Origin of the sequence: Nocardioides ureilyticus, assembly GCF_051280745.1 — a bacterium.
GTDB lineage: Bacteria > Actinomycetota > Actinomycetes > Propionibacteriales > Nocardioidaceae > Nocardioides.
On sequence record NZ_JBNCOG010000009.1, the window covers coordinates 15532 to 28256 of the forward strand.

The 12725-nt window shown below is 72.2% G+C and carries 9 protein-coding genes; all 9 read left to right on the forward strand.

Translation table 11 applies throughout. From position 1 onward, the window contains the following. The first annotated feature begins 85 nt into the window (after positions 1 to 85). The 9 genes from ahcY (at position 86) to secA (ending at position 12724) form a co-directional block, all read left to right on the forward strand. Positions 86 to 1549, forward strand: coding sequence for an adenosylhomocysteinase (ahcY, locus tag ACSMHG_RS06780; protein ID WP_435742996.1), 1464 nt, complete (start codon positions 86 to 88; stop codon positions 1547 to 1549). 61 nt (positions 1550 to 1610) lie between these two features. Beyond that, positions 1611 to 2324: an MtrAB system response regulator MtrA gene (mtrA, locus tag ACSMHG_RS06785; RefSeq protein ID WP_435742998.1), complete on the forward strand. Its 714-nt coding sequence runs from the start codon at positions 1611 to 1613 to the stop codon at positions 2322 to 2324. A gap of 37 nt (positions 2325 to 2361) precedes the next feature. After that, positions 2362 to 3966 carry an MtrAB system histidine kinase MtrB gene (mtrB, locus tag ACSMHG_RS06790; RefSeq protein WP_435743000.1) on the forward strand — a complete coding sequence of 535 codons (1605 nt, stop codon included), beginning with the start codon at positions 2362 to 2364 and terminating at the stop codon, positions 3964 to 3966. Then, positions 3963 to 5738 (forward strand): LpqB family beta-propeller domain-containing protein, encoded by a 1776-nt coding sequence (locus tag ACSMHG_RS06795; protein WP_435743002.1) that lies wholly within the window; start codon positions 3963 to 3965, stop codon positions 5736 to 5738. Before mtrB ends, ACSMHG_RS06795 begins: the two co-directional genes overlap by 4 nt. A gap of 63 nt (positions 5739 to 5801) precedes the next feature. After that, the gene (locus ACSMHG_RS06800) at positions 5802 to 6512 is read left to right on the forward strand and encodes a ComF family protein (protein ID WP_435743004.1); all 711 of its coding nucleotides are present in this window, start codon (positions 5802 to 5804) and stop codon (positions 6510 to 6512) included. Between the two features lie 462 nt (positions 6513 to 6974). Beyond that, positions 6975 to 7607 (forward strand): ribosome hibernation-promoting factor, HPF/YfiA family, encoded by a 633-nt coding sequence (gene hpf, locus ACSMHG_RS06805; RefSeq protein ID WP_435743006.1) that lies wholly within the window; start codon positions 6975 to 6977, stop codon positions 7605 to 7607. Positions 7608 to 7740: 133 nt separating this feature from the next. Then, positions 7741 to 8430, forward strand: coding sequence for a response regulator (locus ACSMHG_RS06810; protein ID WP_435743009.1), 690 nt, complete (start codon positions 7741 to 7743; stop codon positions 8428 to 8430). A gap of 187 nt (positions 8431 to 8617) precedes the next feature. After that, positions 8618 to 9835, forward strand: coding sequence for a winged helix-turn-helix domain-containing protein (locus ACSMHG_RS06815; RefSeq protein WP_435743011.1), 1218 nt, complete (start codon positions 8618 to 8620; stop codon positions 9833 to 9835). A gap of 72 nt (positions 9836 to 9907) precedes the next feature. Further along, positions 9908 to 12724, forward strand: a complete 2817-nt coding sequence (gene secA / locus ACSMHG_RS06820; protein WP_435743013.1) for a preprotein translocase subunit SecA — start codon at positions 9908 to 9910, stop codon at positions 12722 to 12724. Position 12725 lies beyond the last annotated feature (1 nt).

Sequence of the window (12725 nt, forward strand, 5' to 3'; positions counted from 1 at the left end):
CCGGCGCGGTCGAGGATTGCTGCTCCGGCGGCGGGCCGTTCTAGCCTCGGAGGGCAGGAACCGCCGCCGCACCCCAGGAGCACCCATGGACCAGACGCTGGACTTCAAGGTCGCCGATCTCAGCCTCGCCGACTTCGGCCGCACCGAGATCCGGCTCGCCGAGCACGAGATGCCCGGCCTGATGGCGATGCGCGAGCGCTACGCCGCCGAGCAGCCGCTCGCCGGTGCGCGGATCGCCGGCTCGCTGCACATGACGATCCAGACGGCGGTCCTCATCGAGACCCTGGTCGCGCTCGGCGCCGAGGTGCGGTGGGCGTCGTGCAACATCTTCTCGACCCAGGACCACGCCGCGGCCGCCATCGCGGTCGGTCCGGAGGGCACCCCCGAGGACCCGCAGGGCGTCCCGGTCTTCGCTTGGAAGGGCGAGTCGCTCGAGGAGTACTGGTGGTGCACCCAGCAGATCCTGCAGTGGCCCGACGGCGCGGACGGCCAGAAGCGGTTCGCGAACATGATCCTCGACGACGGTGGCGACGCCACCCTCTTCGTCCACCTCGGCGTCGAGGCGGAGAAGAAGGGCGAGGCGCCGGACCCCGCGACCGCCACGAGCACCGAGCAGCGGGTCATCTTCGAGGCCCTCCAGCGCTCGCTGTCGGAGAGCGGCGACCGGTGGACCCAGGTCGCCGGCGAGATCAAGGGCGTCACGGAGGAGACCACCACCGGCGTGCTCCGCCTCTACGACATGATGCGCGAGGGCTCGCTCCTCTTCCCGGCGATCAACGTCAACGACTCGGTCACCAAGTCGAAGTTCGACAACAAGTACGGCTGCCGCCACTCGCTCATCGACGGCATCAACCGCGCCACGGACGTGCTCATGGGCGGCAAGGTGGCCGTGGTGTGCGGGTACGGCGACGTCGGCAAGGGCTGCGCGGAGTCCCTGCGCGGCCAGGGCGCGCGCGTCATCGTGACCGAGATCGACCCCATCTGTGCCCTCCAGGCCGCCATGGACGGCTACCAGGTCGCCACGCTGGACGACGTCGTCGAGACCGCCGACATCATCATCACGGCGACCGGCAACAAGGACGTCGTCACCGTCGACCAGATGCGCCGGATGAAGCAGAACGCCATCCTCGGCAACATCGGCCACTTCGACAACGAGATCGACATGGCCGGCCTGGAGACCTACCCGGGCGTCGAGCGGAAGAACGTCAAGCCGCAGGTCGACGTCTGGACCTTCCCCGAGGGGGAGGGCAACGCGATCATCGTGCTCTCCGAGGGCCGCCTGATGAACCTCGGCAACGCGACCGGCCACCCGTCGTTCGTGATGTCGAACTCCTTCACCAACCAGGTCCTCGCGCAGGTCGAGCTGTTCACGAAGCCCGAGGAGTACCCGGTCGGCGTCTACGTGCTGCCCAAGCACCTCGACGAGGAGGTCGCCCGGCTGCACCTCGGCGCCCTCGGCGTCCGGCTCACCACGCTCAGCGACTCCCAGGCCAGCTACCTCGGCGTGCCGGTCGAGGGGCCGTACAAGTCGGAGCAGTACCGCTACTGAGCACGTGCCACCGGCCCCGGCGCCGCACCGGGGGCTCCGGTCGGCTGGCAGGATTGAGGCCATGACCCAGCCGTCCACCGCGCCCGACGTCCCCGCGAAGGGCCGCGTCCTCGTCGTCGACGACGACGCGTCCCTCGCGGAGATGCTCACGCTGGTGCTGCGGCAGGAGGGCTTCGACACCCGGATGGTGACGCGGGGCGACCTGGCGATGGCCGCCTTCCGCGAGTACCACCCCGACCTCGTGCTGCTGGACCTGATGCTGCCCGGCAAGGACGGCATCGACGTGTGCAAGGAGATCCGCAGCGAGTCGGGCATCCCGATCGTGATGCTGACGGCCAAGGGCGACACGATCGACGTGGTGGTGGGCCTGGAGTCCGGGGCCGACGACTACGTGGTCAAGCCGTTCAAGCCCAAGGAGCTGATCGCGCGCATCCGTGCCCGGGTGCGCCGCTTCGACTCCACCACCCGCGCGGAGACGCTCACGGTCGGTGACCTCGTCATCGACGTCCCGGGTCACTCGGTCACCCGGGCGGGGGAGCCGATCAACCTCACGCCGCTCGAGTTCGACCTGCTCGTGGCGCTCGCCCGAAAGCCGTGGCAGGTCTTCACGCGCGAGATCCTGTTGGAGCAGGTGTGGGGGTACCGCCACGCGGCCGACACCCGGCTGGTCAACGTCCACGTGCAGCGCCTGCGGTCCAAGGTCGAGCACGACCCCGAGAACCCAGAGATCGTGGTGACCGTCCGTGGCGTCGGTTACAAGGCCGGCACGGCCTAGGAGGGGCGCCGGGGCGTGGCGTGAGGTCGCGGCGGCCGTGCGCCGGGCGCTCACCTTCTGGCGGCGCTCGATCCAGGCGCGGGTGGTCGCCAGCACCCTCGCGCTCTCGGCCGTGGTGGTCAGCGCGGTGGGCTGGTTCCTGCTGCAGCAGACCCGTGAGGGGCTGCTGGAGAACCGGGTCGAGGCGGTCGTGGCCGAGGCCAGCAGCGAGTCGCAGGAGGCGGTGGAGCGGCTGGTGGCGGTGCCGGGCACCGAGACGGACGCCACCACCCAGGCCTCGGAGCTGGCCACCCCCATCATCAGCCGTGGCCAGGCCCGCGGCTTCGACGTCGTGCTCGGCGGGCCCGACAGCGAGGAGGAGGGTCTCGCGGCCAGCGGCGCGGTCTACAGCCCTGGCCTCGACACGGGCAGCGTGCCCCAGTCCCTGCTGGAGCACTTCTCCGAGAGCTCCGAGACGGCGTGGACCTACGCGCCGATCCGGACCGTCGACGACCACGGCCGCGTGGTGTCCAGCACGCCGGGGATCGTCGTCGGCTCGCAGGTGCAGCTGCCCTCGGACGGCCGGCTCTGGACGCTGTACTTCCTGTTCCCGCTGGAGGAGGAGCAGGAGACCCTCGCGCTGGTCACCCGCGCGCTGCTGGCCGCGGGCCTGCTGCTCCTGGTCCTGGTCGCGGGGCTCACCTGGCTGGTGACCCGGCAGGTCGTCACGCCGATCCGGATGGCCCGGCGGGTCGCGGAGCGCCTGGCGGCAGGGCGCCTGCAGGAGCGGGTGCAGGTCCGCGGCGAGGACGACCTCGCCCGGTTGGCGCTCTCCTTCAACCAGATGGCCAGCAACCTGCAGCGGCAGATCCGCCAGCTCGAGGAGCTGAGCTGGGTGCAGCGGCGCTTCGTCTCCGACGTCTCCCACGAGCTGCGCACCCCGTTGACGACCGTCCGGATGGCCGGCGACGTCCTCTACGACGCGCGCACCGACTTCGACCCGGTGACCGCACGGGCGGCGGAGCTGCTGCAGACCGAGCTCAACCGGTTCGAGACGCTCCTCGTCGACCTCCTCGAGATCAGCAGGTTCGACGCCGGTGCGGCGGTCCTGGAGGTCGAGGACGTCAACCTGGTCGACGTCGCCCACCGGATCGTGGAGCGCACCCGCCCGCTGGCCGAGCAGCGCGGCGTCGAGCTCTCCGTGCGCGCCCCGGACCGGCCCTGCGTGGCCGAGGCCGACGTCCGCCGGGTCGAGCGGGTCGTGCGCAACCTGGTCACCAACGGCATCGACCACGCCGGATCCCCCGGCGACGGCCGCGCGCAGGTCGTCGTCCACGTCGGTGGGGACGACCATGCCGCCGCGATCGCGGTGCGCGACTACGGGATCGGCCTGGCGCCCGGGGAGGCCGCCCTGGTCTTCAACCGGTTCTGGCGCGCCGACCCGGCGCGCGCCCGCACCAGCGGTGGCACGGGACTCGGGCTCTCCATCTCGCTGGAGGACACCCACCTGCACGGTGGCTGGCTCCAGGCCTGGGGCCGGCTGGACGAGGGCGCGCAGTTCCGCCTCACCCTGCCGCGCCGGGCGGGGGCCACGCTGCGCCAGAGCCCGCTGCCGCTGGTGCCGACGGACGCGCGCGAGCGGCTGACGAAGGTGATCTCGTGAGCCGCCGGCCGGGCCGGGCCTCGCGGCGCCTGCTGGCGGACGCCGTGGTGGCCCCGGTGGTTGCCTCGCTGGTCCTGACCGGTTGCGTGTCGCTCCCCGAGTCGGGCCCGGTGACCGAGGCGGGGGCGGGCACCGGTGACGCGGAGGTCGGCGGCCAGTACTACTTCGACCCCCCGCCCCCTCCGGACGGCGCGCCGCCCGCCGAGATCGTCGACCGCTTCCTCGACGGCATGACGGCGATCCCGGTCAGCACGTCGGTCGCCCGGCAGTACCTCACGCCCGAGTTCCGCGACTCGTGGAGCCCCAAGCAGGGGATCATCACCTACGACGACTTCGTCGCGCCCCGCGGCAGCTCGCCGGTGTCGGTGCGGCTCGTGGGGGCCGAGCGCTACGACAGCGCCGGCCGGTGGCTCGGGCCGGTCTCCTCAGGGGAGGAGGTCCTGGACTTCCCGGTCGAGCTGGTCGACGGCCAGTACCGCATCGCCTCGGCGCCGGACGCGCTCGTGGTGCCGCAGTCGTGGTTCGAGCAGCGCTACGAGCGGATGTCGCTCTACTACTTCGACCCCGACGCCGAGGTGCTCGTCCCCGAGCCGGTCTTCGTGCCGCGGGGCGACCAGCTCGTGAGCAACCTGGTCTCGGCCCTGCTCGCCGGTCCGCCGAGCGACCTCTCGCGGGTCGAGACCACCTTCCTGCCGGCCGGTGCCACGGTGGAGCTCTCGGTGCCGGTCGACGACGTCGTGGACATCGTCGTCGGCACCCCGGGCGAGGCCCCGACGCCCACCCCCGAGGCCGTGCGGCTGATCGTGGCGCAGCTGGCCTGGACCCTGCGCCAGGTCCCGACCATCGATCGGTTCCGCCTCCTGGTCGACGGGCGGCCGGTGCAGCTGCCCGGCGGCGTCACCGAGTTCAGCGTCGAGGAGGGGGCGCCCTACGACCCCTCCGGCTACCAGGCCACCTCGCGCCTGTTCGGCCTCCGCGACGGCCTGCTGGTCTCCGGTGTGCCAGGCGCCCTGGCGTCGACCGACGGGCCCCTGGGCACCCGGGACCTCGGTGTGCGGTCCTTCGGCGTCGACCTCGCCGGCGAGACGGTCGCCGCGGTGACCGACGAAGGCCGCACGCTGCTGCGGGCGCCCGTCCAGGACGGGGGGAGCGGCGAGGGAGCCGTGTCCGTGGTGAGCGGCGCCTCCGACCTGCTGCGGCCGGCGTGGGACCTCGAGGGCCGGCTCTGGGTGGTCGACCGGACACCGGCGGGAGCGCGCGTCTCGACGGTGACCGAGGACGGCGGCCCGGTCGAGGTGCGGGTGCCCGGCATCAGCGGTGCGGACGTCCGCTCCTTCCTCGTCTCGCGGGACGGCTCCCGGATCATCGCCGTCGTCCGCGCCCGCGGGCGCGACCAGGTCCGGGTCAGCCGCCTCCGGTACGGCGAGAACCGGCTCCTCTCGGCCTCGCCCAGCAGGCGGCTCGCCTGGGAGGGCGGTCGCGACCTGCGGATCAAGGGCCTGGGCTGGCGGAGCCCGACGTCCGTCGCGGTCCTGCACCGGCTCGCCGAGGACCTGTACGAGGTGCGCACGCTCTCGGTCGACGGCGCGCCCGCCGGCGCCGAGGCCGCGGCCACGACCATGCGTGGCCGGTTCGTCTCGCTGGCCGGCACGCCGGTGCCGGACGAGACCGTGTACGCCGTGACGCGCGAGGCCCTGGTCGACATCGCCAACCAGGGTGGCCCGGCGATCGACCTGGTGGAGGGCACCACCGCCGTCCGCCACGTGGGCTGAGGTCTCCACAGCCGCGGCGAGAACCGGTTGCCGTCGCGGGGACGGCGGAGCAGGCTCGTGGACGTGCTCGACGCCGCCGCGGACCTGCTGCTCGGCGGGCGCTGCGCCGGCTGCGAGCGGCCGGGGCGGGTGCTCTGCGGTGACTGCGCCGCCGCGCTGCCGGACGGCGCCTTCCCTGCCTGGCCCTCGCCCGTCCCGCCCGGCCTGGTGCCGCCCTGGGCGGCCGCACCGTACGACGGCCTGGTGCGCAGCCTGCTGCTCGGGCACAAGGAGCGCCGTCTGCTGGGCCTGCGGAGGCCGCTCGGCGGACTGCTGGCCGCGGCCGTCGGCGAGGCGGTGGCCGGCTGCGTGCCGGCGGGTCCGGTGGTGCTCGTGCCCGTCCCGTCTCGGCCCGTCACCGTCCGCGCTCGCGGGCACGACCCGACGTACACCGTCACGGCCACCGCTGCGCAGCTGCTGCGGCGGGCAGGCCGGGACGCGATCGCCGTGCGCCTGCTGCGGACCCGCCCCGGCCTCGTCGACCAGGCCGGCCTCGACGCCGCGGCGCGGGCGGCGAACCTCGCGGGGTCGCTGACCTGCCCGGCCCCGGCGCTGCGGCGGCTGGCGCGCCGCCGGGCCGCGGGTTCGGTGGTCGTCTGCGACGACGTGCTCACGACCGGCGCCACCGCCCGGGAGGCCCAGCGCGCGCTCGACACGGTGGGCCTGCACGTCGCAGCGGTGGCGGTCGTCGCGGCGACCGCGCGCCGGCGTACGCCCACGGGACCGCGGTTCTGACCGGACCGGGACCGGGTGCCCTTCCCGTGACTTGGGCCACCGTCTAACGTCAGTACATGGAGTCCGTCCGGGTCCGTGGTTGCGTCGTCTCGGCGCTCGCCCCGGCTCGGGGCGCGGCGCCTGGTCGACTAGCCGATGCCAGTCGCAGGCGAAGCGGTCCACGTAAGGCGCGACCCGGGCCCGCCCGGGTCCGTCGATCACGGTGCGGCTTAGAAGTAAGACCTGCCTCGCCCCGGTCACCAGATGTGGCCGACGGCGGGAGAGGGCCGGTAGTGGCGGAGAAGCTGCGGAAGCCCCAGCAGGCGGTTGTGGGGTCGAAGACCAGGTCGGCCGGACGGACTCCTTCCTCATGCGTCCCCCTGGACGTGCGCCTCCCGGTGCGCGCTCCGAGGGGCGTGTCGTGCTGCCCGCAGGAGGGCACGCGCGGAGGCTGAACAACCAACTGTTGATCGGGAGGTTCACATGGAAGTTGTCGTCACGGGTCGCCACTGCGAGCTGTCGGAGCGGTTCCGCGAGCACGCCGCCGAGAAGCTGTCCCGGCTCGAGAAGCACGACCACCGGATCATGCGGGTGCACGTCGAGGTCGACTGCGAGCCCAACCCCCGGCAGCACGACAGGTCGGTCCACGTGGAGCTGACCGCCTTCTCCAAGGGCCCGGTCATCCGGGCGGAGGCGGCCGCCGAGGACAAGCGCGCCGCCCTGGACCTCGCGCTCGACAAGATGGCTGCGCAGATGCGCCGGGCGGCCGACCGCCGCCGGGTCCACCGAGGGCAGAAGACGCCGGTCTCCGTCGGCCAGGCGCTGGCGGGGCTGGAGCCGGCGCCGGAGCCGGCCGCGGAGCCGGAGTCCGACGGCGCCGGCCAGGAGCGCCACGTCGGTCCCATCGCGGTGATGGGTGACGGTCCCCTCGTGGTCCGGGAGAAGACCCACCCGGCGAGCCCGATGACGCTCGACCAGGCGCTCTACGAGATGGAGCTGGTCGGCCACGACTTCTACCTCTTCGTCGACAAGGAGAGCGAGCGCCCCTCGGTCGTCTACCGGCGGCGCGGCTACGACTACGGCGTGATCTCCCTGGACCTCGGCGCGGAGGAGTAGCGCCGGGGAGTGACGAGCAGCCGGCGCGCGAGTCGCCGGAACGCGGTGACGGGGTGGCCCGAACGGGCTACCCCGTCACGCCTTCGGGGTGACACGGATGGGTCAGGAGCGTCTGGCGTGTCATGATTCCGCCGTGGTGGAACAGAGCACGGCCGCAGCCTCGGCTGCCGAGCCGACCCGGGTGCTGGTGGTCGACGACCAGGAGCTCTTCCGGCGTGGACTGACGATGCTGCTCACGGTCGAGGAGGGCATCGAGGTCATCGGCGAGGCCGGCGACGGCGTCGAGGGCACCAGCCTCGCCGCGACGTCCGCCCCCGACGTGGTCCTCCTCGACGTGCGGATGCCCAAGCGCTCCGGCATCGAGGCGTGCAAGGCGATCAAGGAGGCCGTGCCGTCGGCCAAGATCATCATGCTCACCGTCTCCGACGAGGAGGCCGACCTCTACGAGGCGGTCAAGAGCGGTGCGTCCGGCTACCTGCTCAAGGACTCCTCGATCGAGGAGGTCGCCCAGGCCGTCCGCGTGGTCGCCGACGGCCAGTCGCTCATCAGCCCGTCGATGGCGGTCAAGCTCATCGACGAGTTCAAGCAGATGTCGCGCCCCGAGCGCGAGCACGTCCCGGGCCTGCGCCTGACCGAGCGGGAGCTCGAGGTGCTCCGCCTGGTGGCCAAGGGCATGAACAACCGCGAGATCGCCAAGCAGCTGTTCATCTCCGAGAACACGGTCAAGAACCACGTCCGCAACATCCTCGAGAAGCTGCAGCTGCACTCCCGCATGGAGGCGGTCATGTACGCGGTCAAGGAAAAACTCCTCGACCTGCCCTAGGGGATCGTGCGGGCGGGCGCCTGCGGCTCCCGCCGGACGGACGGCCCCGGTCTACCAGCCTCCGCTCGTCCCTCGCTCCGGCCGCCAGACCCAACCACGACCGGGGCCGCCCGCCCGTCGTCCGCCTCCGGCGCCCGCCCGCAGCTGCTCGTGACGGCCTGTCGGGAGGGGCTCGTAGCCTGAGGCCGTGGTCGACCACCTCTCCCGCGCCCAGGCCCGCCGGGTCGCGCTGGCCGCCCAGGGCTTCCTCGACCCGCCGCACGCGGCGCCGACGATGCGGACCTTCGCCCGGACGCTCGAGCGCACCGGCGTGCTGCAGGTCGACTCGGTCAACGTGCTCCAGCGGGCCCACTACGTCCCGCTCTACTCGCGGATGGGGCCCTACGACACCGGCCTGCTGCGGCGGGCCGCCGAACGGCGGCCACGCCGGGTCGTGGAGTACTGGGCGCACGTCCAGGCCTTCATGCCGGTCGAGCTCTGGCCGGTGATGCAGCACCGGATGGCGTCCTACCGCGAGCGCGGCGGCAAGTGGTGGCGCGACGTGCCCGAGGAGCTCGCCGCCTCGGTGCTGTCGGCGGTGGCCCGGCACGGAGCCATGACGGCCCGGCAGGCGGCGGCGGTCGTCGGGGACGGGGGACCGCGGCGCAAGGAGCACTGGGGCTGGAACTGGTCGGCGACGCGCAAGGCGCTCGACCTGCTCTACATGGGCGGCGAGCTCGCCATCGCCGCCCGCACGGCGCAGTTCGAGCCGGTCTACGACGTGCCCGAGCGGGTGCTGCCGCCCGAGGTCCTGGCCGTGCCAGTCCCGTCGCCCGCCGAGGCCGCGCGGGAGCTGGTGCGGCGGGCGGCCCGCTCGCACGGCGTCGCGACCGAGACCGACCTGCGCGACTACTACCGGATGGGCGTCGAGGAGACCCGCCGGGCGGTGGCCGAGCTCGTCGAGGCCGGTGACCTGCTGCCCGTCCGGGTCGAGGACTGGGCGCGGCCGGCCTACCTCCACCGCGCCGCGCGCCTGCCTCGGCGGGTCGGGGCACGTGCCCTGCTGAGCCCGTTCGACCCGGTCGTGTGGGAGCGGGAACGGACCGAGCGGCTCTTCGGCTTCCGGTACCGCATCGAGATCTACGTCCCGGCCGCGCAACGGGTGCACGGCTACTACGTGCTGCCGTTCCTCCTCGGTGAGAGGCTCGTCGCGCGGGTCGACCTCAAGGCCGACCGGTCGGCCCGGCGCCTGCTCGTCCGCGCGGCGTACGCCGAGCCGGGCGCGCCGCCGGAGACCGCTGCGGAGCTCCTGGCCGAGCTGGCCCGGCTGGCGGGGTGGCTCGGTCTGGACGCCGCCGCCCCCGTGGTCGTCGAGCCCCGCGGAGACCTCGCGCCGGCCCTCGCCGGGGTGCTGCGCACCGGTTAGGGAGGGTTAGCGGCGCTGGGTAGAGTGGCGGCGCCGTCCGCTCGGCTTCCCACCGCTAGGAGTTGTACCCCCGTGCCCGTGATCCTCGACAAGCTCCTCCGCATCGGCGAGGGCAAGATCCTGCGCCAGCTGGAGACCATCGCCAAGGCCGTCAACGCCATCGAGGACGACTTCGTCACGATGTCCGACGCGGAGCTCCAGGCGATGACCGGCGAGCTGAAGCAGCGCCACGAGAACGGCGAGTCGCTCGACGACCTGATGCCGGAGGCGTTCGCCACCGTGCGCGAGGCGGCCAAGCGGGTCATCGGCCAGCGCCACTACGACGTGCAGATCATGGGTGGGGCCGCGCTGCACCTGGGCAACATCGCCGAGATGAAGACCGGCGAGGGCAAGACGCTCGTCGCCACCCTGCCGTCGTACCTCAACGCGCTGTCGGGCAAGGGCGTCCACGTCGTCACCGTCAACGACTACCTGGCCAAGTACCAGTCCGAGATGATGGGGCGCATCCACCACTTCCTCGGGCTCACCACCGGCGTGATCCTGCCGGAGATGCGGCCGGCGGAGCGCCGCGAGGCCTACAACTGCGACATCACCTACGGCACGAACAACGAGCTCGGCTTCGACTACCTGCGCGACAACATGGCCTCGGCGCTCGAGGACTGCGTCCAGCGGGGCCACAACTTCGCCGTCGTCGACGAGGTCGACTCGATCCTCATCGACGAGGCGCGGACCCCCCTCATCATCAGCGGTCCGACCCAGGACGAGGTCAAGTGGTACGGCGAGTTCGCGAAGATCGCCCGGAAGCTGGAGAAGGACGTCGACTACGAGGTCGACGAGAAGAAGCGGACGATCTCGGTCCTCGAGCCGGGCATCACCAAGGTCGAGGACCACCTCGGCATCGAGAACCTCTACGAGACCGCGAACACCCCGCTGATCTCCTTCCTCAACAACTGCATCAAGGCCAAGGAGCTCTTCCGCCGCGACAAGGAGTACGTCGTCCAGCAGGGCGAGGTGCTCATCGTCGACGAGCACACCGGCCGGATGCTGTCGGGCCGCCGCTACAACGACGGCCTGCACCAGGCGATCGAGGCCAAGGAGGGCGTGGAGGTCCGCGAGGAGTACCAGACCCTCGCCACCGTCACGCTGCAGAACTACTTCCGGCTCTACGACACGCTCTCCGGCATGACCGGCACGGCGATGACCGAGGCCAGCGAGTTCGACAAGATCTACAAGCTCGGCGTGGTCCCGATCCCGACCAACAAGCCGATGGCCCGCATCGACCAGCCCGACCTCGTGTACCGCACCGAGGAGGCCAAGTACGACGCCGTCGTCGAGGACATCGCGGAGCGCCACGAGAAGGGCCAGCCGATGCTGGTCGGCACCGTCTCGGTGCAGAAGTCCGAGCACCTCTCGGAGAAGCTCAAGAAGCGCGGCATCCCGCACACGGTGCTCAACGCGAAGGTCCACGCCGACGAGGCGAAGATCGTCGCCATGGCGGGTCACAAGGGGGCCGTCACGGTCGCCACCAACATGGCCGGTCGAGGCACCGACATCATGCTGGGTGGCTCGGTGGAGTTCCTCGCCGACCAGGAGCTGCGCAAGCGCGGCCTGGAGCCCACCGGCGAGACCGCCGACGAGTACGACGCCGCGTGGCCCGAGACGCTCGAGCGGCTCAAGGCGCAGGTCGCCGCCGAGCACGACGAGGTCAAGGCGCTCGGCGGCCTCTACGTGATCGGCACCGAGCGCCACGAGTCGCGCCGCATCGACAACCAGCTGCGTGGTCGTTCCGGCCGCCAGGGCGACCCGGGGGAGTCCCGGTTCTACCTGTCGCTCGAGGACGAGCTGATGCGGCTGTTCAAGTCGGAGTGGGTCGACCGCGTGCTGCAGGTCCTCAAGATCCCCGACGACGTCCCGATCGAGAACAAGCGGGTCACGAACGCGATCGCCAACGCCCAGGGCCAGGTCGAGTCGCAGAACTTCGAGTCCCGCAAGAACGTCCTCAAGTACGACGACGTCATGGACCGCCAGCGCAAGGTGATCTACGCCGAGCGCCGCGCCGTCCTCGAGGGCGCCGACCTGCAGCAGCAGATCCGGTCCTTCATCGACGACGTCGTCGCGGGCTACGTCGCCGGCTCGCTCGCGGACTTCGCCGAGGAGTGGGACCTCGAGCAGCTGTGGACCGACCTCGGTCAGCTGTGGCCGATCTCGGTCGACCACGAGGCCCTCGCCGAGCAGGCCGGAGGCAAGGCCGTGCTCGACCGCGACGACCTGGTCAAGGCGCTGCGCGAGGACGCCCACGCGGCGTACGACCGCCGGGAGCAGGAGGTCGGCGAGGAGGTGATGCGCGAGCTCGAGCGGCGCGTGCTGCTCTCCGTGCTCGACCGCAAGTGGCGCGAGCACCTCTACGAGATGGACTACCTGCGCGAGGGCATCTACCTGCGTGCCTACTCCCAGCGCGACCCGCTCGTGGAGTACCAGCGCGAGGGCTTCGACATGTTCTCGGCGATGATGGACGGCATCAAGGAGGAGGCCGTGGGCTTCCTCTTCAACCTCGAGGTCCAGGTCGAGCCGGAGCCGGCCCCGGCGCTCTCGGTCGCCGACGGGCTCCAGTCGCCGGTCGTCGCCGGTGCGGAGTCGGCTCCCGCCGAGCAGCACCCGCAGATCCGCGCCAAGGGCCTGGACCGGCCCAACCGGCCCCAGCAGCTCTCCTACACCGCGCCGTCGGTGGACGGCGAGGCCGCGGTGCAGACCCGGGTGGAGGCGGAGGAGGACGAGTTCGCCGGCACGGGGCGCAACGACCGGTGCCCGTGCGGCTCCGGCAAGAAGTACAAGCAGTGCCACGGCGCGCCGAACGGCCCCACCGGCCACGCGGCTCGCGTCAACGGCTGAC